The sequence below is a fragment of the Pseudomonas sp. Pso3 genome, from assembly GCF_055393275.1.
Genome location: NZ_AP043687.1, coordinates 2,353,654 through 2,378,756, shown reverse-complemented (window position 1 = coordinate 2,378,756; position 25,103 = coordinate 2,353,654). Strand labels below are relative to the sequence as shown.

General features: G+C 65.3%; 23 protein-coding genes. 17 read left to right on the top strand and 6 right to left on the bottom strand.

Annotated elements, in window-relative coordinates:
- Positions 1-12: 12 nt before the first annotated feature.
- A complete protein-coding gene (locus ACZ5R1_RS11105; RefSeq protein WP_464713209.1) occupies positions 13-858 on the top strand; it encodes a phosphoadenosine phosphosulfate reductase domain-containing protein in 846 nt (281 codons plus the stop codon).
- A gap of 54 nt (positions 859-912) precedes the next feature.
- Here the strand turns inward: ACZ5R1_RS11105 and ACZ5R1_RS11100 are convergent, their stop codons facing one another.
- Positions 913-2,223, bottom strand: a complete 1,311-nt coding sequence (locus ACZ5R1_RS11100) for a hypothetical protein (protein ID WP_464713208.1) — start codon at positions 2,221-2,223, stop codon at positions 913-915.
- Between the two features lie 73 nt (positions 2,224-2,296).
- Here ACZ5R1_RS11100 and ACZ5R1_RS11095 point away from each other — a divergent pair, with 73 nt between their 5' ends.
- The 5 genes from ACZ5R1_RS11095 to mqo all read left to right on the top strand — a co-directional run bounded on the left by ACZ5R1_RS11095 (position 2,297) and on the right by mqo (position 8,789).
- Positions 2,297-3,226 carry a DNA cytosine methyltransferase gene (locus ACZ5R1_RS11095; protein ID WP_464713207.1) on the top strand — a complete coding sequence of 310 codons (930 nt, stop codon included), beginning with the start codon at positions 2,297-2,299 and terminating at the stop codon, positions 3,224-3,226.
- A 100-nt stretch (positions 3,227-3,326) separates the two neighbouring features.
- Positions 3,327-3,794 carry a hypothetical protein gene (locus ACZ5R1_RS11090; protein WP_464713206.1) on the top strand — a complete coding sequence of 156 codons (468 nt, stop codon included), beginning with the start codon at positions 3,327-3,329 and terminating at the stop codon, positions 3,792-3,794.
- Between the two features lie 243 nt (positions 3,795-4,037).
- Positions 4,038-5,228 carry a tyrosine-type recombinase/integrase gene (locus tag ACZ5R1_RS11085; RefSeq protein ID WP_464713205.1) on the top strand — a complete coding sequence of 397 codons (1,191 nt, stop codon included), beginning with the start codon at positions 4,038-4,040 and terminating at the stop codon, positions 5,226-5,228.
- Between the two features lie 20 nt (positions 5,229-5,248).
- The gene (locus ACZ5R1_RS11080; RefSeq protein ID WP_027599464.1) at positions 5,249-6,838 is read left to right on the top strand and encodes an ABC-F family ATPase; all 1,590 of its coding nucleotides are present in this window, start codon (positions 5,249-5,251) and stop codon (positions 6,836-6,838) included.
- 454 nt (positions 6,839-7,292) lie between these two features.
- Positions 7,293-8,789: a malate dehydrogenase (quinone) gene (mqo, locus tag ACZ5R1_RS11075; RefSeq protein ID WP_007158430.1), complete on the top strand. Its 1,497-nt coding sequence runs from the start codon at positions 7,293-7,295 to the stop codon at positions 8,787-8,789.
- 118 nt (positions 8,790-8,907) lie between these two features.
- On the opposite strand, the gene ACZ5R1_RS11070 is transcribed toward mqo, so the two are convergent.
- Genes ACZ5R1_RS11070 through ACZ5R1_RS11060 form a run of 3 tightly spaced genes read right to left on the bottom strand, consistent with a single transcriptional unit; the run spans position 8,908 to position 12,109 of the window.
- Positions 8,908-10,719 carry a gamma-glutamyltransferase family protein gene (locus tag ACZ5R1_RS11070; RefSeq protein WP_464713204.1) on the bottom strand — a complete coding sequence of 604 codons (1,812 nt, stop codon included), beginning with the start codon at positions 10,717-10,719 and terminating at the stop codon, positions 8,908-8,910.
- Positions 10,720-10,775: 56 nt separating this feature from the next.
- A complete protein-coding gene (locus ACZ5R1_RS11065) occupies positions 10,776-11,276 on the bottom strand; it encodes a DUF1294 domain-containing protein (protein ID WP_027599467.1) in 501 nt (166 codons plus the stop codon).
- On the bottom strand, positions 11,273-12,109 hold the full coding sequence (locus ACZ5R1_RS11060) for an undecaprenyl-diphosphate phosphatase (RefSeq protein ID WP_027599468.1): 837 nt from the start codon (positions 12,107-12,109) through the stop codon (positions 11,273-11,275). The genes ACZ5R1_RS11065 and ACZ5R1_RS11060 overlap by 4 nt, the downstream gene beginning before the upstream one ends.
- A 266-nt stretch (positions 12,110-12,375) precedes the next feature.
- Here ACZ5R1_RS11060 and pnuC point away from each other — a divergent pair, with 266 nt between their 5' ends.
- From pnuC to ACZ5R1_RS11035, 5 genes are all read left to right on the top strand, one after another.
- Complete coding sequence (gene pnuC, locus ACZ5R1_RS11055; protein ID WP_288476410.1) at positions 12,376-12,939, top strand: nicotinamide riboside transporter PnuC; 564 nt, start codon at positions 12,376-12,378, stop codon at positions 12,937-12,939.
- Positions 12,936-13,463, top strand: coding sequence for an AAA family ATPase (locus ACZ5R1_RS11050; RefSeq protein WP_464713203.1), 528 nt, complete (start codon positions 12,936-12,938; stop codon positions 13,461-13,463). Before pnuC ends, ACZ5R1_RS11050 begins: the two co-directional genes overlap by 4 nt.
- A 37-nt stretch (positions 13,464-13,500) precedes the next feature.
- Entirely contained in the window at positions 13,501-14,055 is a 555-nt protein-coding gene (locus ACZ5R1_RS11045) for a Smr/MutS family protein (RefSeq protein WP_007158436.1), read from the top strand.
- A gap of 63 nt (positions 14,056-14,118) precedes the next feature.
- Positions 14,119-14,667: a GTP cyclohydrolase I FolE gene (folE, locus tag ACZ5R1_RS11040; RefSeq protein ID WP_027599472.1), complete on the top strand. Its 549-nt coding sequence runs from the start codon at positions 14,119-14,121 to the stop codon at positions 14,665-14,667.
- Between the two features lie 64 nt (positions 14,668-14,731).
- Positions 14,732-15,037, top strand: coding sequence for a putative quinol monooxygenase (locus ACZ5R1_RS11035; RefSeq protein WP_074582473.1), 306 nt, complete (start codon positions 14,732-14,734; stop codon positions 15,035-15,037).
- Positions 15,038-15,392: 355 nt separating this feature from the next.
- On the opposite strand, the gene ACZ5R1_RS11030 is transcribed toward ACZ5R1_RS11035, so the two are convergent.
- Entirely contained in the window at positions 15,393-15,941 is a 549-nt protein-coding gene (locus ACZ5R1_RS11030) for an adenine phosphoribosyltransferase (RefSeq protein WP_464713202.1), read from the bottom strand.
- Positions 15,942-16,149: 208 nt separating this feature from the next.
- Between ACZ5R1_RS11030 and ACZ5R1_RS11025 the strand changes: the two genes are divergently transcribed.
- The 6 genes from ACZ5R1_RS11025 to rbsD are packed head-to-tail and all read left to right on the top strand — an operon-like array spanning position 16,150 to position 21,970.
- Positions 16,150-17,106 (top strand): sugar ABC transporter substrate-binding protein, encoded by a 957-nt coding sequence (locus tag ACZ5R1_RS11025; RefSeq protein ID WP_007158440.1) that lies wholly within the window; start codon positions 16,150-16,152, stop codon positions 17,104-17,106.
- Between the two features lie 15 nt (positions 17,107-17,121).
- Positions 17,122-18,678: a sugar ABC transporter ATP-binding protein gene (locus ACZ5R1_RS11020; protein ID WP_464713201.1), complete on the top strand. Its 1,557-nt coding sequence runs from the start codon at positions 17,122-17,124 to the stop codon at positions 18,676-18,678.
- On the top strand, positions 18,675-19,652 hold the full coding sequence (locus ACZ5R1_RS11015; RefSeq protein ID WP_464713200.1) for an ABC transporter permease: 978 nt from the start codon (positions 18,675-18,677) through the stop codon (positions 19,650-19,652). Before ACZ5R1_RS11020 ends, ACZ5R1_RS11015 begins: the two co-directional genes overlap by 4 nt.
- Positions 19,652-20,671 carry a LacI family DNA-binding transcriptional regulator gene (locus ACZ5R1_RS11010; RefSeq protein ID WP_027599476.1) on the top strand — a complete coding sequence of 340 codons (1,020 nt, stop codon included), beginning with the start codon at positions 19,652-19,654 and terminating at the stop codon, positions 20,669-20,671. The genes ACZ5R1_RS11015 and ACZ5R1_RS11010 overlap by 1 nt, the downstream gene beginning before the upstream one ends.
- A complete protein-coding gene (gene rbsK, locus ACZ5R1_RS11005) occupies positions 20,661-21,569 on the top strand; it encodes a ribokinase (RefSeq protein ID WP_007158444.1) in 909 nt (302 codons plus the stop codon). Before ACZ5R1_RS11010 ends, rbsK begins: the two co-directional genes overlap by 11 nt.
- Positions 21,566-21,970, top strand: a complete 405-nt coding sequence (rbsD, locus tag ACZ5R1_RS11000) for a D-ribose pyranase (protein ID WP_077172769.1) — start codon at positions 21,566-21,568, stop codon at positions 21,968-21,970. The genes rbsK and rbsD overlap by 4 nt, the downstream gene beginning before the upstream one ends.
- On the opposite strand, the gene ACZ5R1_RS10995 is transcribed toward rbsD, so the two are convergent.
- A complete protein-coding gene (locus ACZ5R1_RS10995; protein WP_464713199.1) occupies positions 21,967-24,831 on the bottom strand; it encodes a sensor domain-containing phosphodiesterase in 2,865 nt (954 codons plus the stop codon). The genes rbsD and ACZ5R1_RS10995 overlap by 4 nt on opposite strands.
- Positions 24,832-25,103 lie beyond the last annotated feature (272 nt).

Here is a 25,103-nt window from a genome sequence, read left to right as displayed (position 1 = left end):
CTGAGGTAATCCATGCGCGCCTATCACGCCGACGGCCGGACGGCCTTGAGTTTTTCCGGCGGCCGCACCAGCGCCTACCTGGCGCGCCAAGTGCAGCTTGCTAACCCTGGCAAGGAAATCACCTACCTTTTCGCCAATACCGGCAAGGAGCGCGAGGAGACCCTTCGGTTTGTCCAGCGCTGCGACGAGGAATGGGGACTGGGCGTGATATGGGTGGAGTTCCGGGACTCTGATGCCGGATTTACCTTGGTCGACTTTGAGACCGCCAGCCGCCAGGGAGAGCCTTTCGAGGCGGCGATCCGCAAGCGTCGCTACCTGCCGAACCCGGTGACACGCTACTGCACGGTCGAGCTGAAGATCCGCGCGATGCACCGGTACCTAAAGTCGATCAGCTGGGCGGATGGCGATGGAGAGTGGGATCAGATGGTAGGCATCCGCGCCGACGAGCATCGGCGGGTGGCCAAGATCCGAAAGCGTGGCACCAGCACGGAGACGCCTCGGGAGCACATGCGGCTGCCGCTGGCGGATGCCGGAATCACCCTGGCCGACATCGATGTCTTCTGGGCAGAGCAACCGTTCCGCCTTGAGCTGCCAACCGTCAACGGCAAGACCCTCTTGGGCAACTGCGACCTGTGCTTCCTGAAGGGTAGGCAGCAGACCTACAGCATCATCCAGTCCGACCTCCGCAGCGCGGACTGGTGGGCCCGGATGGAAACGCTAGTCGAGTCGGGTGGCCGTGCGGCCACCTTCCGGAAAGACCGCCCGAGCTATGCCGAGATGCAAGCCTATGCCCGCCAGCAGCAGGTGTTGTTCGCCGATGAGGTGGACGATGCCATAGGGTGTTTCTGCGGCGACTAACATTTAAGGGTATTCCATGGCAAGCCTGGCAGACTTTCACCATCTAAGAGCGTATTAAAATTCGGTAGGCAGCTCTTCGCTTGGTTTGTCCTCGGAATTATTCACCGCATCGCTTGAACTTTCATAACCCAAGAATTTGAGTGCATTCTCCCTCATGATTATTTCTCTATTTAATCTATCCTTAGACGTCGATAGATCTAAAAATCTGTTTGCATCATCAACAGTAGCACCAGCAAAATCGTTAAATATATAAAAACGCAAAATATCCCTTAGGTATCCTTGGAGCTGAAGGCAATGCCAGTCGGGACTATCCAAAGCAACACCAGAGTGAACATTAGCATTTCTATACTCGCGCAAATGCTCGAGCACTTGGCAGTGATATTCCCGCTCCTCATACAGAAAAGAGCAGCGCTGGACAATACCATCGGGCCCGCTACCGCCTCTTCCAGCTAATGATTCGAGAGCTGTCCATAACTGGAGGACGGTGGAGTTTTTGTCGACACTATCCAGCGCACGAACATATCTAAGCACTGACTTTTTCAAAAGACTTGAATCAGGATGATTATCTATACCATCAACAATACTGTCGAAGTCTAGGGCGGCACCTAAAAACTGCTTATCAGTGACGAGAAGTGCTTTAGCCTTCTTATATCCTCGCTCGTACCAGTATGTATCGTCTACCGCAAGACTACCATCCACCCTATGAAGGCAGTGCATGCCACCCAAGGCTATCTTGTTTCCGGCATAAGCACCAAACCGCTCACCTAAAGACAACTGGGCTTTAGGATTGAAAATCAGACAGAACACGCCTCTGACAAAGTCCAATGTATCGAGCGCCTTCTCGAACGCATCCCGCCAGTGCTTGTTCTTCACGGTCACGAGAACAGGGCAGTGATCGTCACACAGGGGCGGGTCTGCGAACTGCCATCGATCATTGAAAACCTCACGCGTTTTGAAGTCATCTGGGAACCCGGAAGGAAATGACTCCACAATAGCACCATCAATTTCGATCCTGCCTATAGGAAAGCCAGCCTTTACCGAGATGGAGGAACTTAATACGTATAGCTCCTCAGGCACACCCAAGTGCCTTTTAATCTCATTCCTAAGCGAAACCAAGAAAAAATCCTTGGAAAAATCTCCATTGTAAGCGCAAGTCATTATTGCTTCACGCGCGAACTCCTGCGCATTGTGAGAACAATAATTTTCATCAAATTCTAGCATCGTGAACAGCAACGTATCGTAATCAAACTTTCTTAAGTCAAAACCTATCCGGCCCTCGGGAGAAACCTTCACTGACTTCTTGTAGAGATCAAGCACAATTTCCGGCTTAAACTTCTTATTTTTTGTTTTCCATCTGACTGTCATGGAGGGCCCCGCCCTAATCATTAAAATTTCGTCCTAACAATCATATCAATCTAGCATGCTCAGTGAGCGCCTCATGCCCGCCTACTACAACGAAATTGACCCGTATGCGGCCGCGTGGCTGCGCAACCTAATTTCCGCTGGGCACATAGCGCCTGGTGACGTGGACGAGAGGGACATCCGCGATGTTCGACCAGACGACCTCAAGCCATACACTCAGTGCCACTTCTTCGCCGGCATCGGGGTGTGGTCCCACGCTCTTCGCCGCGCCGGCTGGCCAGATGATCGACCTGTTTGGACCGGTTCCTGTCCTTGCCAACCTTTCTCCCAGGCAGGCGCGGGAGCTGGGTTTGATGACGAGCGGCACCTCTGGCCGGACTTCCATTGGCTCATCCGCGAGCACCAGCCTCCAGTCGTCTTTGGAGAGCAGGTTGCGAGCAAAGACGCAGACCCTTGGATCGACCTTGTACAAGCTGACTTGGAAGCCATGGCGTACGCCTTCGGGGCCGTCCCGTTCCCGGCTGCGGGCGTCGGTGCTCCGAACATCCGCGACCGGCTCTACTGGATGGCCCACGCCCACAGCGATGGACGCAAACCGCGGCGCCAAGGACGCCAGGCCTTGGGACACCGGTCGCCCGCTGAATCAGATCGCGGCGCTGGCCGGCTGGGCGACGCCAGCAGCTCGAGACTGGAAAAGTGCTTCGGCAACTCCAGAGTGGCTGGCGGGCCGACTGGAACATGCCAGGGGGAAGCCGCTGAGCGAGCAGGCATTCACATTGGCACCAGCGATTCCTGTCCGGTTAACGGCTTCTGGCGAGATGTTGACTGGCTCGGATGCCGGGATGGCAAGTTCCGGCCAGTTGAACCCGGCACATTCCCGCTGGCTGATGGGGCTACCGCCCGAGTGGGACGCCTGCGCGCCTACGGTAACGCGATCAACGGGGAAGCAGCCATCGCCTTCATCCAGTCCGCAATGGATTCCCTGACCCAAGGCTCGATTTCATGAACGCCCCGATCTACTGCCGCACCACCGGCCAGCGCGTCGGCACCTGCGCGCGCCTGCGCTGCAATCCACCAACACCGCCTAAGCAACGTTGAGGTGACCTATGCCTGGAGGAGCCCCGCCCCGCCGCCGGCTCGAAATTCGCGGCGAGCTTCTAACCCTGCGCGAGATCGCCGAACGCTACGACATCCCCTATCGCGCCATCCATGACCGCTACTACGCCCAGTGCCTGGAGGGTGAAGACTTGATAAAGCCGCTGCGCAAGGTCAGCACGGAGATTGCCGATGCCTGCAAGGCCACTGGTTTGTCCTTAAGCGCTATGCGGTATCGGAAGCTGGCCGGCAAAGACCTGTACGCGCCAGCACGACCACGACTGAGCGCGGAGGAACTGGAGCTGCTGGCCCAGATATCCCGCGAGACCGGCATTCCGCGAAATGTCCTCATCACCCGGTACCACCGCGGATGGCGCGGCGACAAGATCCGCAAGCCAGTCAGGGGGCGCATCTGCAAGAGCTTCGATCGCGGCATGGACGACTGGGTACCCGGCTCCCGGCCTCGCAAGTCCGCCTGACCCCTTCCGCGCCACCCTCTCCTATCATCCCGCACAGCTGGCCGCCGGCCGGCGAGGAGTCCCCATGTCTGCAGCAGAGCAACTGGTCGACGACCGCGACAAGCTCAACGAGGCCCAATTCGCCCAGTACCTGGGCATCACCGTCCGAGCGCTCCGAACGCGGCGCGCCCGCAACCAAATCCCCTCCGGCATCTGGATCAAGCAGGGCCGCGAGACCATCTACAGCAAACGGAGGTATGACGAATGGCTGGAAGCGCAATGGATATGCCCACCGGAGTCGAAATTTTCCGGAAGTCGCTCCGCATCCGCTTCACCTGGAACAGCAGGCGACACAGCGAGACACTCCCCTATCCCATCACGAAAAAGGGCATCGCGGCTGCATCCCGACTGCGTTCTCAGGTAGTCGACCTGATCAAGCTGGGCCTGATGGACGACGCCAAGTATGCCGAGTTCTTCCCGGGCTCGGCCTTGGCCGCCAGCAGCAACACCTTCGGCGAGTACGCGCAGCTCTGGCTGGACAGCCGCGGGATGGCGAAGGGCACCAGGAACAACTACCTGAGCGCGCTCAACATGTACTGGCAGCCGCACCTGGCCCGGACCCGGATCGACCTCATCACCCCGGCCCTACTGCGGCGGATCGTCGCCGAGACCGACTGGACCTCGCCAGCGGTGAAGCGCAACGCGATGACCCGGCTGTCGACGGTGCTGAAATCGGCGGTCAGCGATGGGCTGATCGAGAAGAACCCGGCCGAGGCCCTGGAGCTGCCGCGCCGGACGAAGAAGGAGGTGGACCCGTTCAGCCAGGCCGAGGCCGACCGGATCATCGAGGCGATGTATGCCCGCGATCACTGGCCCACCAGCATCTATGCCGCGCTCTATGAGTTCATGTTCTACAGCGGCGTCCGGATCGCTGAGGCCCTGGCGCTGCAGTGGGATGCGGTGGATCTCGAGAGTGGGCACGTCCGGATCTTCCGGGTGGTCGCCCTGGGCGAGGTCGAGGAGCGGACCAAGACCCACAAGTCGCGGACCATCCTGCTCAACGAGCGATCGATTCACGCCCTGCGCTTCGCCCAGCAGTACGCCGAGCGCCGCCGGAAGGGCTCCGGCAAGATCAAGGAGACCCCGTTCGTCTTCCCGCCCTCGAAGAACGCCGAGCATGTGAAGCAGACGTCAGACATCCATCACCAGTGGCGCCCTACCCTGGCCGCCCTCGGCATCCGGTACCGGCGGCCTTATAACTGCCGTCACACCTATGCGACAATGTGCTTAATGTCCGGCATGAACATCGCCTTCATCGCCCAACAGCTGGGAAACACCATCCAGATCCTCCTTTCCACATACGCTCGCTGGATCAACTCAGGTTCAGACTGGAGCGAGATAGCAAAGCTCGGAATTGGTATCAAATCGGTATCGGCGAATCCGGCGACGCTGTAAGTCCTTGATAGGTAACCCCCTTGATCTCCACCGCTAACATCACCATGCAGTTTGGCGCCAAGCCGCTGTTCGAGAACGTATCCGTCAAATTCGGCAACGGCCATCGCTACGGCCTGATCGGCGCCAACGGCTGCGGCAAGTCCACCTTCATGAAGATTCTCGGCGGTGACCTGGAACCCACTGGCGGCCAGGTGATGCTCGAGCCCAACGTGCGCCTGGGCAAGCTGCGCCAGGACCAGTTCGCCTACGAGGATTGCACGGTCATCGACACCGTGATCATGGGCCATGCCGAGCTGGCCAAGGTCAAGGCCGAGCGCGACCGCATCTATTCCCTCCCGGAAATGAGCGAAGACGACGGCATGGCCGTGGCCGAGCTGGAGGTCCAGTTCGCCGAATACGACGGCTACACCGCCGAAGCCCGTGCCGGCGAACTGCTGCTGGGCCTGGGCATCCCCCAGGACCAGCACTTCGGCCCCATGAGCGCCGTCGCCCCCGGTTGGAAGCTGCGCGTACTGCTGGCCCAGGCGCTCTTCTCCGATCCGGAACTGCTGCTGCTCGACGAACCGACCAACCACCTGGACATCAACACCATCCGCTGGCTGGAAGGCATCCTGGTCGCCCGCAACAGCACCATGATCATCATTTCCCACGATCGCCACTTCCTGAACAGCGTCTGCACCCACATGGCCGACCTGGATTACGGCGAACTGCGCCTGTTCCCCGGCAACTACGACGAGTACATGACCGCGGCCACCCAGGCCCGCGAGCGCCTGCTGTCGGACAACGCCAAGAAGAAGGCCCAGATCGCCGAGCTGCAGCAGTTCGTCAGCCGCTTCTCGGCCAACGCCTCCAAGGCCAAGCAGGCCACCAGCCGGGCGCGTCAGATCGACAAGATCCAGCTGGACGAGGTCAAGCCGTCCAGCCGCGTCAGCCCCTTCATCCGCTTCGAGCAGTACAAGAAGCTGCACCGCCAGGCGGTGACCCTGGAAAACGTCACGCAGGGCTTCGACGGCACCCCGCTGTTCAAGCGTCTCGGCCTGCAGATCGAAGCCGGCGAGCGGGTCGCCATCATCGGCCCCAACGGGATCGGCAAGACCACCCTGCTGCGCACCCTGGTGGGCGAGATGGCGCCGCAGAGCGGCGAGGTGAAGTGGACCGACAGCGCGGACGTGGGCTACTTCGCCCAGGACCACGCCGAGGACTTCGCCGACGACGTCACCCTGTTCGACTGGATGGGTCAGTGGACCCAGGGCGGCGAACAGATGGTGCGCGGCACCCTGGGTCGCATGCTGTTCTCCAGCGACGACATCCAGAAGTCGGTCAAGGTCATCTCCGGTGGCGAACAGGGTCGCATGCTGTTCGGCAAGCTGATCCTGAAGAAGCCCAATGTGCTGGTGATGGATGAACCCACCAACCACCTGGACATGGAATCCATCGAGGCGCTGAACCTGGCGCTGGAAAACTATCCGGGCACCCTGATCTTCGTCAGCCACGACCGCGAATTCGTCTCCTCGCTGGCCACCCGCATCCTCGACATGAGCGAGGCCGGGGTGGTGGATTTCAGCGGCAGCTACGACGACTACCTGCGCAGCCAGGGCATCAACGGCTGAGACGAGGTTCGTGTAGTGGGTCGCGACACCCACTACACGAATAAAATAGAGGGTGCCCTAAGCAGTTACCCTAGGTATCATTTCGCACCGAAACGGGTACTCGACCAGGATCGCCGCGATCATCACCTATCGTTTGCGCCGGGAGACCAGGGGTCTCCTGCCACGTCTCGTAACACGTAGCGCCCCCTTCCGGCACGCTCGACGGGTTCCCTGTCGCATCCTGATCTCCCCGCCTGGTACCGGCCGCCGCCGGTCCGCCAGGACCCTTGCTCCCCACTCAACAAATCAGAACATTGCCGGACGGCCGCTGTCGCAACTGACTGCCATGCCCTACCGGTTGCTCACCCCTGCCCGGCCGTTCGCGGTCAGCCCGGGGTTGCCCAACTCGAGGGCGGGCTCCGACGCCCGCTCTCCCTCAGGTGTAAAGCGAGACACTGTCTCAGGAGTACGATGAATGCACAGTGGTAACGAAGAGTCGGATTTCGTTTTCGTCGGCGCGGGAATCATGAGCGCGACCCTGGCGGTCATGCTCAAGGAACTGGAGCCCACGAGCACCGTCGAGGTGCTCGAACTGCTCGACGTAGGCGCGGCGGAGAGTTCCAACCCCTGGAACAACGCCGGAACCGGCCATGCGGCCCTCTGCGAGCTGAACTACACGCCGGAAAAGGCGGACGGCAGCATCGACATCACCAAGGCCCTCAGCATCAACGGCATGTTCGAGGCCTCCAAGCAGTTCTGGTCCTACCTGGTCGAGGAAGGCCACTTCGGCTCGCCGCGCGCCTTCATCAGCCCGGTGCCGCACATGTCCTTCGTCCATGGCGCCAAGGACATGGCCTTCCTGCGCAAGCGCTACGAGGCCCTCAAGGACCACGCCTGCTTCGACGGCATGGAGTATTCCGAGGATCACGCCAAGCTGCGCGAGTGGATGCCCCTGGTGATGGAAGGCCGGCCGGCCACCGAAGCCGTGGCCGCGACCCATGTGGCCGGGGGTACCGACGTCAACTTCGGCGCCCTGACCATGAGCCTGCTCGGTCACCTGCAGACCCGTCCCGGCACCCAGGTCCGCTACAACCAGAAGGTGGTGGACCTGACCCGCGAGGCCGACCAGCGCTGGCGCCTGACCATCGAGGACAGTCGTTCCGGTGCCACCCGCACCCTGATCGCCAAGTTCGTCTTCCTCGGCGCCGGTGGTGCGGCCCTGCCGCTGCTGCAGAAGTCCGGCATCCCCGAGGGCGCCGGCTACGGTGGCTTCCCGGTGAGCGGCCAGTGGCTGCGCTGCGACGATCCGCACATCGTCGAACGGCACCAGGCCAAGGTCTACGGCCTGGCCGGCGTCAACTCGCCGCCGATGTCGGTCCCGCACCTGGACACCCGCGTGGTGGATGGCAAGAAGTCCCTGCTGTTCGGGCCCTTCGCCGGCTTCACCACCAAGTTCCTCAAGCGCGGCTCCTTCCTCGACCTGCCCAAGTCGATCAAGTCGGGCAACATCGGCCCCATGCTCGCCGTGGCGCGGGACAACATGCCGCTGACCCGCTACCTGGTCGGCCAGGTGCTGCAATCCTTCGACCAGCGCGTCGAGGAACTGCGGGCCTTCTACCCGGCCGTGCGCAAGCAGGACTGGCGCCTGGAAGTGGCGGGCCAGCGGGTGCAGATCATCAAGAAGGATCCGCAGAAAGGCGGCGTGCTGCAATTCGGCACCGAGATCGTCGCCTCCGGCGACGGCACCATCGCCGCGCTGCTGGGCGCGTCCCCAGGCGCCTCCACCTCGGTGTCCATCATGCTGACCCTGGTCGAGCGCTGCTTCCCCAGCCGCTTCCAGAGCGAAGACTGGCAGGCCAAGCTGCGCGCCATGTTCCCGGCCTTCGGTCACAAGCTGGCGGAAGAGCCCGAACTGCTGCGCGAAGTGCGCGAGCGCACCACCCGCGTCCTGCAACTCGACCAGCCGGCCTGACCCCACCTGGATGGCCCACTGGCGGGCCATCCCTGCTCCTGACCTCCCCCCAGCAAAACCGCCCCCTCTCCCCCAGGGAGAGGGCTGGAGTGAAGGGCTATCGCCCTCCGACGCCTGCCTAATCCCCCAGCGCCGCGCCCTCCCGCCGCGGATCGGCGCCGCCCTGCCAACCTGAGCCCATTCGGCGTATCACCTGGATGCCGCTGGTCATCTCGTCTTCGCGTACTTGGTGCCCACGCTGCTCCAGTGCCTGGCGCAAGGCCGGGGTGGTCTCGCCGCGCTCCAGCTCGGTGGGGCCGTTACGGCTGCCGAAATTCGGCAGGCCCGCAGCCGCCTGGGGATCCAGCTGCCAGTCCAGCAAGCCGACCAGGGTCTTGACCACATAGCCGGCAATCTGCGAACCGCCCGGCGAGCCCAGGGCCGCCAGCAGCTCGCCACTCTGGCGGTCGAACACCAGGGTTGGCGACATGGTCGAGCGCGGTCGCTTGCCCGGCTCCACCCGGTTGGCCACCGGCAGGCCCTTCTCCCGCGGCACGAAGGAAAAGTCCGTCAGCTGATTGTTGAGCATGAAGCCCTTCACCATCAGGTGGGAGCCGAAGTAGCTCTCCACCGTGGTGGTCATGGACAGGGCACCGCCCCAGGCATCCGCCGCCACCACCTGGGAGGTGGAGATGCGCAGCGGCGAGCGATCCGGTGCCCAGGCCAGGGTCGGACCGGGCGGAACACCCGGTGCGGCCTTGCCCAGGCTGCGCTCACCGACCTGCTGCGCACGACTGGCCAGATACCCGGGATCGAGCAGCCCCTTGACGTTGACCGGCACCAGCTCCGGATCGGCTACGTACTGGGCGCGATCGGCATAGGCCAGGCGCTCGGCCTCGGCGATCAGGTGCACGGCTTCGGGACGCGGCTCCTGGCCCGCCGGCAGCGCGGTCGGCACTGGCCGCAACGGCGCCAGGGCCCAGGCCGGATCGCGGGCCTCCAGGGCCTGGAGAATGCCCAGGGTCTGGGCCACGGTGATGCCGCCGGCGGGCGGTGGCATGCCGCAGACGCGCCAGCGCTGGTAGTCGGTGCACAGCGGCGTGCGCGTCCTGGCGCGATAGCCGGCCAGGTCCTGAAGACTCAGGCTGCCGGGATTGGGGCTCTCCTGCACGGCCCTGTCGATGGCCTGGGCCAGGTCGCCGCGATAGAGCGCTCCGGCGCCCTCCCGGGCGATCACGGCGAGGGTAGCGGCCAATTCCGGGTTGCGCAGCCGGGTGCCCACCGGCTTCACCTGCCCCTGGGCATCCAGATAGAGCGCGGCCATGCCGGGTGACTGCTTGAGGAAGGGGTCGTGGAGCAGCTGGTTATGCAGCCGCGGCGACAACGGGAACCCCTCCCGGGCCAGGCGGATGGCCGGCTCGAACAGCACCTGCCAGGCCAACTTGCCGTGGTCGCGATGCGCCAGCTCCAGGGCGCGCAGCACCCCGGGCACCCCGACCGAACGACCGCCGATCCGTGCCTCCTCGAAGGCCATGGGGCTGCCATCCGGGTGCAGGAAGAGCCTTTCCGTAGCCCCGGCTGGCGCGGTCTCGCGACCGTCGTAGGCCTGGACCTTGCGACCGTCCCAGTAGAGCAGGAAGGCGCCGCCGCCAATCCCGGAAGATTGCGGCTCGACCAGCGTCAGGACGGCCTGCATGGCGATGGCGGCGTCGATGGCCGAGCCGCCCTGGCGCAGGATCTCCCGGCCGGCCTCGGCGGCCAGGGGGTTGGCCGCGGCCGCCATCTGCCGGGTGGCTGCGCTGGCCGTCAGCCCGGGGCGGTAACCGGAACCGGCCTCGGGAGCCGTGGGCAGGGAGTTCTCGCGACCCTGGCTACAGGCGGCCAGGGTCAGGGACAGGAAAAGGGGCGTGAGGATCGACAGAGGGGTTCGCAACGGGGGGCTCCTGGGCAACGGGGGCTTTCGCCCGCCAAGCCTAGCCCATCACCTGCCCCGCCGCCTGTCTGACCTCAGAGCGGCAGGTGACGGTGCAGAAAGCCGCCGCAGAGCACATCCAGCCAGAGCAGCTGGTGCAGGGCGACGATGGCGAAGAACACCAGCCGAAAGCTCAGCTTGACGGTCTTGTGGCGAAAGCGCTGCTGGGCGATCAGGGCGCCCGGCCAGCCGCCGAGCAATTCGCCCAGGTGCAGCATGCGCTCCGGCACGCGCCAACCCTTGTCGCGGGCGCGCTGCTTGTCGTGCTTGTAGAGCAGGTAGGTGGCCACGCTGGCCACCAGATAGAGCGGCATCGGCCAGAGCACCCCGCGGCCGAAGGCCAGCGACAGCATGCCCACCAGGGGCAGGATGAAGACGGCGATCTGCAGCAGCGCCAGCATGTCCTGGCGGGCGATGGCGGCGCGCTGCTGATAGGGCGTCAGCGGCGCTGCCCGCTTGGCGGCCTTGGGGGAAGCATTCTGCCCAGACGCACGAGCCGGCTTGCGCCGGCTCTGCTGTTCCTTCTCGGGTTTCACCCGGCCGCCTTGGCCGCGTGCCAGTCGATCCAGCCGAATTGCCAGGTGGCCAGGATCAGCAGTCCGAAGACGATGCGGTACCAGCCGAAGACTTCGTAGCTGTGGTTGCCGATGAACTTCAGCAGGGCCTTGACCGCCAGCATGGCGAAGAGGAAGGAGGTGACGAAGCCGACTCCGAACACCAGGACGTCGCTGGCGGTGAACAGGTGACGGTACTTGTACACGGAGTAGACCGTCGCCCCGACCATGGTCGGCATGGCCAGGAAGAAGGAGAACTCGGTGGCCGCCTTGCGCGACAGGCCGAACAGCAGGCCGCCGATGATGGTGGAACCGGAACGCGAGGTGCCCGGGATCATCGCCAGGCACTGGGCGCAGCCGACCTTGAGGGCATCATGCCAGCGCATGTCGTCCACCTCTTCCACGCGGATGCGATGGGTACGCTTTTCCGCCCAGATCATGATCACGCCGCCGATCACCAGGGCGAAGGCCACGGTGATGGGGTTGAACAGGTATTCGTGGATCAGGTCACCCAGGATCACGCCCAGGACCGCGGCGGGCAGGAAGGCGATGATCAGGTTGCCGGTGAAACGCTGTGCATAGGACTTGCGCGGCAGATCGGTGACGATCTCGAAGACCTTGAAGCGGTATTCCCAGACCACGGCCAGGATGGCCGCCAGCTGGATGATGATATTGAAGGCGATGGCCCTTTCCCCACCGAAGCCGATCAGATCGGCAACGACGATCTGGTGGCCGGTGCTGGAAATGGGCAGAAACTCGGTGATGCCCTCGACGATCCCCAGAATCAGCGCCTGCAAGGCACTCCATAGGTCCATGGTATTACTCCATCCAAGTGAAACATTTGCAGGTAGCCGGAGCTGCAGGCTCCGGCGGCAACGGGGTTCGAACCGTGACGCTCCGCAGGGCATGGCCCTTCGCGGTACCCAAGACAGCACGTGCTGAAGTCAGCGCCCGGCACCTTACCAGAGCGAGACCGGTTGAAGAGACCGATAGACGGCCATTAGGTGCCGTACAATGACCAATTCAATCTTTCCGGATGTGAAGCATGTCGTTTCTGGAGTCGCTCACCACCCTGCTGGGCATGTCGCCCGTGGAGCTGCTGGCCGCCGTTCTCGGGGTGATCGCCGTCTGGCTGACGGTGCGCCAGAACATCTGGGCCTGGCCCATCGGCCTGGTGATGGTGGTGCTCTACGCCTGGATCTTCCTGGACGTGAAGCTCTATTCGGACATGCTGTTGCAGTGCATCTATGCGGTGCTGCAACTCTATGGCTGGTGGCAATGGCTCAAGGGCGGCCAGCAGCACCAGGGCCGCGAGGTCACTTCACTGGCGGCGAAACCCCTGCTGGCCGGTCTGGCCATTGGCGCCCTGGGCAGCCTGGCCCTCGGCTATCTCATGGGCACCCATACCGATGCCGCCCTGCCCTGGCTGGACGCCGCGCTCACCGGTTTCAGTCTGGTCGCCCAGTTCTGGATGGCGCAGAAGCGCCTGCAGTGCTGGGTGCTGTGGTTCGTGCTGGACGTCATCTATGTGGGCCTCTTCTATTACAAGGGCCTCTACCCCACCGCGATCCTCTATGCGGTCTTCGTCGGCCTGGCGGCCTATGGCTGGCTCGACTGGCGTCGCGCCCTGGCGACCGCGCCATGAAGGTGGTGGTACTGACCGGCCCCGAATCGAGTGGCAAGTCCTGGCTGACGCAGGTGCTGAGCGAAAGGTTCGGCGGTATGCGGGTCGACGAGTACGTCCGCGAATACTGCGAGCGGCACGGTACCGACACCACACTGGCGGATGTGGAGCTCATCGCCCGCGAGCAAGTGCGCCGGGAAGACCAGGCGCGTGCCGCCGCGCCGCCCCTGCTGCTGCTGGACACCCATCTGCTGAGCAATCTGCTGTGGAGTCGGCTGCTGTTCGGCGCCGCGCCCGCCTGGCTGGAGCCGGCGCTGCTGGCCCGCCGCTACGATCTGCACCTGCTGCTCGACCCCCGCGACGTCGCCTGGCAGGACGACGGTCAGCGCTGCCAGCCGGAGCTGACCGAGCGGCTGGCGTTCTTCGCCCACTGCCGCGACTGGCTGCAGGCCCATGGCCAGCCGCTGCTGGAAATCGCCGGCGACTGGCCCGAGCGGCAAAGGGCCGCGCTGGCCGCGGTGAGCCGATTGCTGCACGAGGCCTGACCCGCCGGTAGAATGACGTCCTACACCGGAGAACGCCATGCACGACGACGATGCCTCTTTCGCCGACTTCACCCGCGGGATCCGTCCGCTCAAGCAGGATCGCGCCGACACCGGCAAACCGCGCGCCGACCTGGGCCAGGTCGCCCAGCGCCGTGCCGATGCGACCAGGACCACGACCGCTATCCGGGTCGATGGCCTGAGCGATGCCTTCGTCATCGATGTGGGCGCCGAGGACGAACTCTACTGGGGTCGCGACGGTGTCCAAGACACCCAGCTGCGCCGCCTCAAGGGTGGACAGATCCCGTTCGAGGGCAGTCTGGACCTGCACGGCATGACCGTGGAGAAGGCCCGGGAAACCCTCTGGGACTTTCTCGCCGAGGCCACCCGCCTGGAAATCCGCTGCGTGCGCATCACCCATGGCAAGGCCGCGCGCCTGGACGGGCGCCGTCCGCTGATCAAGAGCCACGTCAACACCTGGCTGCGCCAGCACCCCCAGGTACTGGGCTTCACCTCCTGCCTGCCCCGCCACGGCGGTACCGGCTCGCTTTATGTCTTGCTCAAGCGCACCATGCTCGAAGGTCGCGACGAGTGACTCCGCGACTCGGGTGACGTCTCATCCGAGCGCCAACCTCCTTATCGACAAACAGGAACCCAAATGTCTCTCGAACAGCACTACTCCTCGATCCTGACCGGACTCGGCGAAGACATCGGCCGGGAGGGGCTGGTGGACACGCCCAAGCGCGCGGCCAAGGCCATGCAGTACCTCTGCCGTGGCTACAACCAGACGCTGGAAGAGGTGGTGGGCGAGGCGCTCTTCACTTCCGACAACAGCGAGATGGTGCTGGTCAAGAACATCGAGCTGTACTCCCTGTGCGAGCACCACATGCTGCCCTTCATCGGCAAGGCCCACGTCGCCTACATGCCCAAGGGCAAGGTGCTCGGCCTGTCCAAGGTGGCGCGTATCGTCGACATGTTCGCCCGTCGGCTGCAGATCCAGGAAAACATGACCCGGCAGATCGCCGAGGCCATTGAGCAGGTGACCGGTGCGGCCGGGGTCGCGGTGGTCATCGAAGCGCAGCACATGTGCATGATGATGCGCGGCGTGGAAAAGCAGAATTCCTCCATGGTCACCTCGGTGATGCTCGGCCAGTTCCGCGCCAGCGACGCCACCCGCGCCGAATTCCTCAGCCTGATCAATCGCTGAGTCGGCTGCGACGTCCGCCATCCTGGAGGGTCGAATCCCCGAACCTTCAGGAGACCTCAACGCCATGCCGGACGTCCACAGCCTCACCCTGCTCAGGGCCCAGCCCGAACGCTCCCAGGCGCTGGGCGCCCATCTGCTCGATCTCGCCGCCGTGGCGGTGACCGACGCAGGCTGCCTGGACTACCGGGTGTTCCAGGGCAGCGAGGATGGCGACCTCTGGGTGATCCAGACCCGCTGGGCCTCGGTCGCCGCCCAGGACGACCACTTCAACCAGCCCCATACCCTCGCCTTCCTCGACGAGTTGCCTAAGCTGGCGGACGAGGTGGACCTGTATCCGCTGGAGCCGAAAGGGCCGACGGCCGAGCTTTGACAAGGGTCTGCCAAGGTTGCGCTAGATCGCGGGTTGTCTTGAGACGGCTCCGTCGTCGAAGCCCAACGAGATAGGCGCCGCGGAGGCAACATCCGTTCAGCTTCGCTGCTCTCAACCCAACCTACGACTTGAGTGATCTGCTACGGCCAAGGTGATCTGCCGATGCGACCCGTCCTGCAAAGGCACCACCGTCGTAGGGTGGACAACGGCGCAGCCTTGTCCGCGAACAGACACCTCGGGAGGTGCCGGCAGAACGCTAAGGTCAGGTTCGACGCTGTTATCGCGGCCATGGGCCGCTCCTACAGGTATCCGGTGCGCCTGTAGGAGCGGCCCATGGCCGCGATCGAGGGGCCACTCAATACTCGGACAGCGCAAAGCTCGTCAGGGCGAAGGTGGGGATGCCGGTGGCTTCCAGGCGCTTGGAGCCGCCCAGTTCGGGCAGGTCGACGATGGCGGCGGCCTCGTGGACCTCGGCGCCCAGGCGGCGGATCAGGTTGCCAGCGGCGACCAGGGTGCCGCCGGTGGCGATGAGGTCGTCGACCAGCAGCACCGAATCACCGGCGGCGACGCTGTCCTTGTGCACCTCGATCACGGAGTCGCCGTATTCAGTGCTGTAGACCTCGGTCAGCAACTCGGCCGGCAGCTTGCCCTGCTTGCGGAACAGCACCAGCGGCTTGCCCAGTTCATAGGCCAGGATCGGGCCGATGAGGAATCCGCGGGCATCCAGCGCCCCGACATGGGTGAAGGACGCCGAACGATAGCGCTCCAGCAACTCCGCCATGACGGCGCGCAGGCCTTCGGGCGACTGGAACAGCGGCGTGATGTCCCGAAAGATCACCCCCGGCTTGGGAAAATCGGGCACGGCGCGGATGAGGGATTTCAGGGCGGATTCGGAAAAGGACATGGCAAAGACTCTCGGGCGCCGGGCGCCTGGTTGAACACGATTGCACAGTATACCGGGGGCTACAGGGCCGGGGCCAACCTGCCGTCCCCTGGCGCTGAATCGATTCATGTAGTGACTTCCGTTGACAGCTACCAACGAAGCGGACATTCTCGCTTTCGCGCAAACGTTTGCGCGACCACAAGAACCATAAGAATTCGGAGATTCCCCTATGCTGGCCTTTCGCCCTGCCCGCCTGCTGGCGGCTATCGCTCTCACCTCCGCTTCGCTGATCCTGCCGCTCGCCGCCAGTCACGCCACGGCCGCCGAAAAGCCCAAGGTCGCGCTGGTCATGAAGTCCCTGGCCAACGAATTCTTCCTGACCATGGAAGACGGCGCCAAGACCTACCAGAAAGACCATTCCGCCGATTTCGACCTGATCTCCAACGGGATCAAGGACGAGACCGACACCTCCAGCCAGATCCGTATCGTCGAGCAGATGATCGTGTCCAAGGTCGACGCCCTGGTCATCGCTCCGGCCGACTCCAAGGCCCTGGTTCCGGTACTGAAGAAGGCCAGCGACGCCGGCATCAAGGTGGTCAACATCGACAATCGCCTGGATCCCGAGGTGCTCAAGTCCAAGTCCCTGGACATCCCCTTCGTCGGTCCCGACAACCGCAAGGGCGCGCGCCTGGTGGGCGAGTACCTGGCCAAGCAGCTCAAGCAGGGTGACCAGGTCGGCATCATCGAGGGCGTCTCCACCACCACCAACGCCCAGCAGCGCACCGCAGGCTTCAAGGACGCCATGGAAGCGGCCGGCATGAAGATCGTCGGCGTGCAATCCGGCAACTGGGAAATCGACAAGGGCAACGCCGTCGCCGCGGCCATGCTCAACGAATACCCTGACCTGAAGGCCCTGCTGGCCGGCAACGACAGCATGGCGCTGGGCGCTGTCTCCGCCGTGCGCGCGGCCGGCAAGAAAGGCCAGGTGCAGATCGTCGGCTACGACAACATCAAGGCCATCCACCCGATGCTCAAGGACGGTCGGGTCCTCGCCACCGCCGACCAGTTCGCCGCCAAGCAGGCCGTGTTCGGGATCGAAGCCGCGCTCAAGCTGGTCAAGGGCGAGCCTACCGGTGCCAAGGACGGCGTGATCGAGACCCCGGTCGAACTCGTCACCCAGCCCTGATCCGAGGAGAGCCCCATGTCGTCCGAGGTCATCCTCAGCGCCCGTGGCATCGGCAAGACCTATGCACAGCCGGTACTCGGCGGCGTGGACCTGGAATTGCGCGCCGGCCAGGTGCTGGCGCTCACTGGAGAAAACGGCGCCGGCAAGAGCACCCTGTCCAAGATCCTCTGTGGCCTGGTGCAACCCACCACCGGCGAGCTGAGCTTTCTCGGCCGACCCTACGCTCCGGGCAGCCGCCGCGAGGCGGAAGCCCAGGGGGTGCGGATGGTCATGCAGGAGCTCAATCTGCTGCCCACCCTCACCGTGGCGGAAAATCTCTTTCTCGACCGCCTGCCCCGGCGGCTGGGCTGGATCGACCGCCGCCAGCTGCGCGAACAGGCGCGGCTGGCCATGGCCCAGGTCGGCCTGGAGTCCATCCATCCGGATACCCCCATCGCCGAACTGGGCGTGGGTCACCAGCAGATGGTGGAAATCGCCCGCAACCTGATCGGCGATTGCCGGGTGCTGATCCTCGACGAGCCCACCGCCATGCTCACCTCGCGCGAGGTGGAGCTGCTGTTCGAGCAGATCGAGCGGCTGCGTGCCCGGGGCGTGGCCCTGGTCTACATCTCCCATCGCCTGGAAGAACTCAAGCGTATCGCCCAGCAATTGGTGGTGCTGCGCGATGGCCGCCTGGTAGCCGATGCGCCCATGGCGGAGTACGGCACCGACCAGATCGTCAGCCTCATGGTCGGCCGCGATCTCGGCGAGCACCTGGACATGGGCGAGCGCCGGTTCGGGCCGCCGCTGCTGGAGGTCAAGGGCCTGTCGCGCGCCGACAAGGTCCAGGACGTCTCCTTCAGCGTCCGCGGCGGGGAGATCTATGGCATCTCCGGGCTGATCGGCGCCGGACGGACCGAACTGCTGCGGCTGATCTTCGGTGCCGATCGCGCCGACTCCGGCGCGGTTCACCTGGCCGGCAAACCGGTCGACCTGGCCTCGCCGGCCAAGGTGGTACGCCAGGGCATCGCCCTGATCACCGAGGACCGCAAGGGCGAAGGTCTGCTGCTCAGCCAGCCCATCAGCGCCAACCTGGCCCTGGGCAACATGGCCAAGGTCGCTCAGCAGGGCCTGGTCAGCGGCGCCCGTGAAGCCGCCCTGGCCGAGCGTCATATCAAGGGCATGCGCATCCGCTGCAACGACGGCAGCCAGCCCGTGGGCGAACTTTCCGGGGGCAACCAGCAGAAGGTGGTCATCGGCCGCTGGCTCGAACGCGACTGCCAGGTGCTGCTGTTCGACGAACCCACGCGCGGCATCGACGTCGGCGCCAAGTTCGAGATCTATGGCCTGCTGGCCGAACTCACCCGCCAGGGCAAGGCCCTGGTCGTGGTCTCCAGCGATCTGCGCGAGCTGATGCTGATCTGCGATCGCATCGGCGTGATCTCCGCCGGCCGCCTGGAAGCCACCTTCGAACGCCATGACTGGGATCAGGAGCGGCTGCTGGCCGCCGCCTTCGCCGGCTATCGCTCCCGCGAAGCCCTGCTGGAAGAATCTGTCCCGCCGCAACCCCTTTCTCAGGAAGCCATTCGATGAGCAGTCTTCCCGTCACCTCCTCCCGGCGCGCCTTCGGCCTGGGCCTGGGCACCTACGTCGGCCTGGCCGCTGCCCTGCTGGCCATGATCGTGCTGTTCTCCCTGATGAGCAGTCACTTTCTCTCCTATGCCACCTTCACCACCCTGGCCAACCAGATCCCCGATCTGATGGTGCTGGCGACCGGGATGACCTTCATCCTGATCATCGGCGGCATCGACCTCTCGGTGGGTTCGGTAGTGGCCCTGGCCGCCGCCGTGGTCAGCGTCGCCACCCTGGAATGGGGCTGGGGCATCCTGCCCGCCGCGGCCCTGGGCATGCTCTGCGCCGCCCTGACCGGCACCCTCACCGGCAGCGTGACCGTGGCCTGGCGCATCCCTTCCTTCATCGTCTCCCTGGGCGTGCTGGAAATGGCCCGCGGCGCGGCCTACCAGTTGACCGATTCGCGCACCGCCTACATCGGTGATGCCTATGCCTGGCTGTCGACGCCCTTCGCCTTCGGCATCTCGCCCTCCTTCGTCATCGCCCTGCTGGTGATCGTGGTCGCCCAGTTGCTGCTGACCCGCTCGGTGCTCGGGCGCTACCTGATCGCCATCGGCACCAACGAGGAAGCGGTGCGCCTGGCCGGGATCAATCCCAAGCCCTACAAGGTCATCGTCTTCGCCCACATGGGCCTGCTGGCGGGCCTCGCCGCGCTGTTCCAGATCTCCCGCCTGGAAGCCGCCGATCCCAATGCCGGCGTCGGCCTGGAGCTGCAGGTGATCGCCGCCGTGGTGATCGGCGGGACCAGCCTCATGGGCGGTCGCGGCTCGGTCATCAGCACCTTCTTCGGCGTACTGATCATCTCGGTGCTGGCCGCGGGCCTGGCCCAGATCGGCGCCAGCGAGCCGACCAAGCGCATCATCACCGGCGCGGTCATCGTGGTCGCCGTGATCCTCGACACCTACCGCAGCCAGCGCGCCAAGAGCAAGGGCTGATGGCGACCATCAAGGATGTCGCCGCCCGCGCCGGCATCTCCTACACCACCGTCTCCCATGTGGTGAACAACAGCCGCCCGGTCAGCCCGGGCGTGCGGGAAAAGGTCGAGGCGGCCATCGCCGAACTGGGCTACGTGCCCAGCGGCGTGGCGCGCTCCCTGCGCAGTCGCGCCACCGGCACCTTCGGCGTGCTGGTGCCCAATGCGGTCAACCCCTACTTCGCCGAGCTGGCGCGAGGGATCGAGGACCACTGCGAACGCCAGGGCTACAGCGTCATCCTCTGCAATTCCGATGACGACGCCGACAAGCAGCTGCGCTATCTGCGGGTGCTGAAGGAGCGCCGGATCGACGGCCTGGTGGTCGCCACCGTGGATGGCGATCCGCGCTTCGCCCGCGCCCTCGCCGGCCTGCGCATCCCGCTGGTGCTGGCCGACCGGCCGCTGGATGGCGTCCAGGCCGCGCATATCCGCATCGATCACCACCAGGGTGGCCTGCTCGCCACCCGCCACCTGCTGCAACTCGGTCATCGGCGCATCGCCTGCATCGGCGGCCCGGCCGACTCTCCCGTCGCCAGCGAGCGCATCACCGGCTACCAGCAGGCCCTGGCGGAGGCCGGTATCGCCCCTGGCGCCATCCAGCGCTGCTCCTTCACCGCCGCCGCCGGTCATGCCGCAGCCCGCGAATTGCTGGCCCGGGCGGAGCGCCCCACCGCGATCTTCGCCGGCAACGACACCATCGCCCTGGGCGTGCTGCGCGCCGCCGCCGAACGGGGCCTGAGCGTCCCCGGCCAGCTGTCCGTAGTGGGCTTCGACGACATCGAACTCAGCCGCTATCTCTACCCGGCCCTGACCACCATCGGCCAGTCGATCCGTGACCTCGGCGAACGCGCGGCCCAGCTGCTGCTGGCGCGCCGCGAGACGGTCGGCAGCCCTTCCACCCACGACATCGCCGTACCCCGGCTGGTGCTGCGCGAATCCACCGCGGCGCCCTCTGCTCTGGAGACCTCCCATGCACCCTGACGTCGTCGTCATCGGCAGCCTGAACATGGACCTGGTGGTGCGCACCCCGCGCCTGCCCAAGGGCGGCGAGACCCTCGCCGGCCATACCTTCACCACCGCACCCGGCGGCAAGGGCGCCAACCAGGCCGTGGCGGCCGCGCGCCTGGGCGCCCGGGTCGCCATGATCGGCTGCGTCGGCGCCGATCCCTATGGCGACTTCCTCACCCGCAGCCTGCTCCAGGAGGGCATCGACTGCCAGGGCGTCTCGGTGGCGGCCGAGGTGCCCACCGGCATCGCCTCCATCCTGGTGGACGACCAGGGCCAGAACGCCATCGTCATCGTCGCCGGTGGCAACGGCGAACTGTCCGCCGCCCATCTGCAGGCCCAGGAATCCGTGCTGGACCAGGCCAAGCTGGTGATCGCCCAGCTGGAGGTCCCGCTGGCTACCGTGGGCGCCGCCCTCGCCCGCGCCCATGCGCTGGGCAAGACGGTGATCCTCAATCCGGCGCCGGCCACCGGACCGCTGCCGGCCGAGTGGTACGCCCATATCGACTACCTGGTGCCCAACGAAAGCGAGGCCAGCCTGCTGACCGGCCTGCCGGTGGACACGCTGGAGCAGGCCGAAGCCGCTGCGCGCCAACTGGTCGCCGCTGGCGCCCGGCAGGTGCTGCTGACCCTGGGCGGCCAGGGCCTGCTGCAGGTCTCCGCCGACGGCTGCCAGCACCACCCGGCCACGCCGGTCAAGGCGGTGGACACCACGGCCGCCGGAGACACCTTCCTGGGTGGCTTCGCCGCCGGCCTGGCGGAGGGTCTGAGCGTCTCGGCGGCCATCGCCCTCGGCCAGCAGGCCGCCGCCATCGCCGTCACCCGTCCGGGCGCCCAGCCCTCCATCCCCACCCGCCAGGAGCTCGCCCGGTGAAGAAGACCGCTCTGCTCAACATCGCCCTGTCCCAGGCCGTCGCCAGTCTCGGCCACGGCGACCTGGTGGTCATCGGTGACGCCGGCATGCCGGTGCCGCCGGGCACGCCCCTGGTCGATCTGGCCGTGACCCCGGGCGTCCCGGATTTCCTCAGTGTGCTGCAGGCGCTGCTCAGCGAGATGCAGGTGGAAAGCCATCTGCTCGCCGAGGAAACCCTCGAGGTCCAGCCCCCGGCCCTGGCCGAACTGGAGCGCCTGAACGCCGACGGCGCCCTGGGCAGCCGCCGCCTGGTTTCCCATGACGAGATGAAGACGCTGTGTCGCCAGGCGCGGGTGCAGATCCGTACCGGCGAGTGCCAGCCCTACACCAACCTGATCCTGGTGGCCGGCGTCACCTTCTAGCCGGCGGCCCTGCCCAGCAGCTGCCGGGTCGCCTGCAGGTCCAGCGGCCGGGCGAACAGATAGCCCTGGGCATGGCGGGCGCCCATGTCCTTGAGCAGTTGCAGTGCCTGGGCGTCCTCGACGCCCTCGGCGACCACATCCAGGCCCAGCGACTCGGCCATGCGCACGATGGCGCGGACGATGGCGACACTGCGCGTGCTGTCGCCCAGACGCAGCACAAAGGATTTGTCGATCTTGAGGCCGCGAAAGCGGTATTCGTGGACATAGCCCAGCGACGAGAAGCCCGCGCCAAAATCGTCCAGCACCACCGAGACCCCGTGGCGATCCAGGGCCTCCATGGCCGCCTTGGCACGCTCGGGCTCGGCGACCAGGGCCCCTTCGGTCAATTCCAGGCAGATCCGTGACGGCGCCACACCGTACGCGGCGAGGATGCTCAGCACCTCGTCGGCGAATTCCGGCTGCACGATGCTGTAGCTGGAGCAATTGACGTGCACCACCGGCCAGTGGGCCTGGGCGGGCTCGGCCAGGGTGGCGGCGATGCGCGTCAGCATGTAGGTATCCAGCCGCCCGATCAGGCGCAGGCCTTCCAGCTCGGGGAGAAAGGCCCCCGGCGCCAGCACGCTGCCATCGGGCTGTCGCCAGCGGATCAGCGCCTCCAGCGCCGCCACGCGACCGGTGCCGACCTCGATGATCGGCTGGAAGAAGGGCTCCAGTTCGTTGCCGTTCTTCAGCGCCTTGCGCAGCGCGCCTTCGCGCACCACCTGGTCGGACACCACCTGGCGCAGTTCCCGGTTGAACACCGCGAAGTTGTCGCGGCCGCCCTGCTTGACCCGGTACATGGCCGTGTCGGCATCGCGCAGCAGGTCATCCGGCTGGCGATGCAGACTGGGATCGGCCACCACGATGCCGATGCTGCAGGAGGCGAACAGACTGTGGTCGTCGATCACCAGTGGGCGATCGAAGGCGTCGATGATGCGCTGGGCGATGGCCACCGGCGAATCCAGGCCGCCACCGGGCACCAGGATGGCGAATTCGTCGCCCCCCAGCCGCGCCAGCAGGTCGGTCTCCCGCAGGCAGCCGGACAGCCGCTCCCCCGCCGCCACCAGCAGCAGATCGCCGAAGGGATGGCCGAACTGGTCGTTGATGCGCTTGAACCTGTCCAGGTCGAGAAACATCACCGCCAGGCCGGCGCCGTCGCGCTCCAGCGCCGTCCAGAGTTCGCCCAGGCGCTGCTGCAAGAAGCTGCGATTGGGCAGCCGGGTCAGGGCATCGTGATTGTTCTCGTACAGCAGTCGGGCATTGGCCGCATCCAGGGCCCGGGTGCGCTCCTGCACCCTGACCTCCAGGGCCTGGCGCGACTGCTGGATGGCTTCCGCAGCGCTGCGCCGGGACAAGGCGGTATCGATGTGGCGCGAGACGAAGGTCAGCAGCTCCTGGTCGCGCTGGCTGTAACGGACGTCTTCGCGATAGCTCTGCACCGCCAGTACGCCGCGCACCTGCTTGCCGTCATAGAGCGGGATGCCCAGCCAGGAACAGGCTTCCGGGGTGCCCTCGACCGGTGTGATCTCGCCGCGCTCGATGAGCAGGCGGGCCTTGTGCCGATCGATGATGCAGGGCCGCCGTTGGCGGATGGTGTATTCGGTATAGCCGCGGCTGCCGCGCCGGGCGACGGGGGCCGCGGCACGGCGCTCATCGGCGAAATAGGGAAAGCTCACCTCGCCCGAGGCGTCGTCGTAGAGGGCGATGTAGAAGTTGTGGGCATAGAGCAACTCGCCGACGACGCGGTGCAGCCCCCCCAGCAATTCCGGCATGTCGGTGCTGGCGCTGGACAGCTCGGCGATGCGGAACAGCGCCGCCTGCAACTGCTCGGCGCGTTCGCGCTCGGCGATCTGCTCGCGCAGCCGGGCGTTGACCTCCGACAGCTCCTGGGTGCGCTGGCCCACGGTGGCTTCCAGATCCTCGCGCCGGAGGATGCGGTCCAGGGCCATGGCGACGTCGCGGGCGATGACCTGGAACAGCGCCTGGTCCTCGGGGCCGTAACGGCGCTCGCGGTCGTAGACCTGCAGGCTGAGCACGCCGAAGGTGCGGTCGGCGCCATCCTTGAGCGGTATGCCCATCCAGAATTCGGGCACGCTGCCCTGGCAGTAATAGGGTCCGTTGGCCTGGGCGGCCTCCATGGCCTCCTTGGGCAGTAGCAGCGGCTCGCCGTGCATGAGCACGAAGGCGGTCAGGCTCGGCTGCTCGCGGTCCAGCGGCTCGAAGGAACCCGGCGCTGGCGGGCTCTCGTCGCGCTGATCGAAGTAATAGGGATAGTGGATCCGGTCGGCGTCGGGATCGAGCAATGCCAGGCAGAGGTTCTCCGCATCGATCAGGGTCACCAGCAACTCATGGGTGCGCTGCATGAACAGCTGGCGATCCAGAGTCGAACTGGCGAGGTAGGTGATGTCGTAGAGCACCTGCTGGATGGCCTGAGCCCGCTGCAACTGCAGGCGCTGCAGCACGAAGCCGAATCTCAGGGCCAGGGCGGCGAAATCGGTATGGCCATCGGGACGGGCGAGCAACCAGCCCAGCGGGGTCGGGCCACTGCCGGTGGGATAGCAGCGGAGCGAGGCCTGGGCGGACAGCAGTGCCAGTTCCTCGTCGTCGAGCAATTCCGGCCAGCCACCGGCGTCATTTCCGGTGGCCATGCAAGACCAGTGGCCACGGCGCTGGTACCAGGCCCAGTCAGCGCCCGCAGCCGACGCCCGCAGTTGCGCGATGATCTCGTCCGGCTCCAGCCCCGGCACATTCGGATCCGGCCAGCGTGCCTCCGGCGGCCTGACCGGGCCTACGCCTGGCAGCTGTTCCTCAGCCCCTTTCATGCTGACTCCTTCCCATGCATTCGCCGGATCCTGACACAGATGTCCCTGGCTTCGGCAAGTACGGAATGAACGGTTTGCTCGAGGGGGTGAACGGCAAAGATATGACTAAAGACGCTATTTGGCTAATACAAGAGTTGTACAGCCGACAGGCGCCTGTCCAACAACTCGGCGTTCCAGACAATCCCCTGCCGCTGGGCTTGTAAAACAAAAAGCCCAGGGCTTCCCCATCGATCCGAAAGGCCACCATGAGCCGAATCTCTGGCTAGGCCAGG

What these genes read in the sequence shown, in the direction of transcription:
- ACZ5R1_RS11105 (WP_464713209.1), top strand. Translation starts at nt 13, where the DNA reads ATGCGCGCCTATCACGCCGACGGCCGGACGGCCTTGAGTTTTTCCGGC.
- ACZ5R1_RS11100 (WP_464713208.1), bottom strand. Translation starts at nt 2,223, where the DNA reads ATGACAGTCAGATGGAAAACAAAAAATAAGAAGTTTAAGCCGGAAATT.
- ACZ5R1_RS11095 (WP_464713207.1), top strand. Translation starts at nt 2,297, where the DNA reads ATGCCCGCCTACTACAACGAAATTGACCCGTATGCGGCCGCGTGGCTG.
- ACZ5R1_RS11090 (WP_464713206.1), top strand. Translation starts at nt 3,327, where the DNA reads ATGCCTGGAGGAGCCCCGCCCCGCCGCCGGCTCGAAATTCGCGGCGAG.
- ACZ5R1_RS11085 (WP_464713205.1), top strand. Translation starts at nt 4,038, where the DNA reads ATGGCTGGAAGCGCAATGGATATGCCCACCGGAGTCGAAATTTTCCGG.
- mqo (WP_007158430.1), top strand. Translation starts at nt 7,293, where the DNA reads ATGCACAGTGGTAACGAAGAGTCGGATTTCGTTTTCGTCGGCGCGGGA.
- ACZ5R1_RS11060 (WP_027599468.1), bottom strand. Translation starts at nt 12,109, where the DNA reads ATGGACCTATGGAGTGCCTTGCAGGCGCTGATTCTGGGGATCGTCGAG.
- pnuC (WP_288476410.1), top strand. Translation starts at nt 12,376, where the DNA reads ATGTCGCCCGTGGAGCTGCTGGCCGCCGTTCTCGGGGTGATCGCCGTC.
- ACZ5R1_RS11050 (WP_464713203.1), top strand. Translation starts at nt 12,936, where the DNA reads ATGAAGGTGGTGGTACTGACCGGCCCCGAATCGAGTGGCAAGTCCTGG.
- ACZ5R1_RS11045 (WP_007158436.1), top strand. Translation starts at nt 13,501, where the DNA reads ATGCACGACGACGATGCCTCTTTCGCCGACTTCACCCGCGGGATCCGT.
- folE (WP_027599472.1), top strand. Translation starts at nt 14,119, where the DNA reads ATGTCTCTCGAACAGCACTACTCCTCGATCCTGACCGGACTCGGCGAA.
- ACZ5R1_RS11035 (WP_074582473.1), top strand. Translation starts at nt 14,732, where the DNA reads ATGCCGGACGTCCACAGCCTCACCCTGCTCAGGGCCCAGCCCGAACGC.
- ACZ5R1_RS11030 (WP_464713202.1), bottom strand. Translation starts at nt 15,941, where the DNA reads ATGTCCTTTTCCGAATCCGCCCTGAAATCCCTCATCCGCGCCGTGCCC.
- ACZ5R1_RS11025 (WP_007158440.1), top strand. Translation starts at nt 16,150, where the DNA reads ATGCTGGCCTTTCGCCCTGCCCGCCTGCTGGCGGCTATCGCTCTCACC.
- ACZ5R1_RS11020 (WP_464713201.1), top strand. Translation starts at nt 17,122, where the DNA reads ATGTCGTCCGAGGTCATCCTCAGCGCCCGTGGCATCGGCAAGACCTAT.
- ACZ5R1_RS11015 (WP_464713200.1), top strand. Translation starts at nt 18,675, where the DNA reads ATGAGCAGTCTTCCCGTCACCTCCTCCCGGCGCGCCTTCGGCCTGGGC.
- ACZ5R1_RS11010 (WP_027599476.1), top strand. Translation starts at nt 19,652, where the DNA reads ATGGCGACCATCAAGGATGTCGCCGCCCGCGCCGGCATCTCCTACACC.
- rbsK (WP_007158444.1), top strand. Translation starts at nt 20,661, where the DNA reads ATGCACCCTGACGTCGTCGTCATCGGCAGCCTGAACATGGACCTGGTG.
- ACZ5R1_RS10995 (WP_464713199.1), bottom strand. Translation starts at nt 24,831, where the DNA reads ATGAAAGGGGCTGAGGAACAGCTGCCAGGCGTAGGCCCGGTCAGGCCG.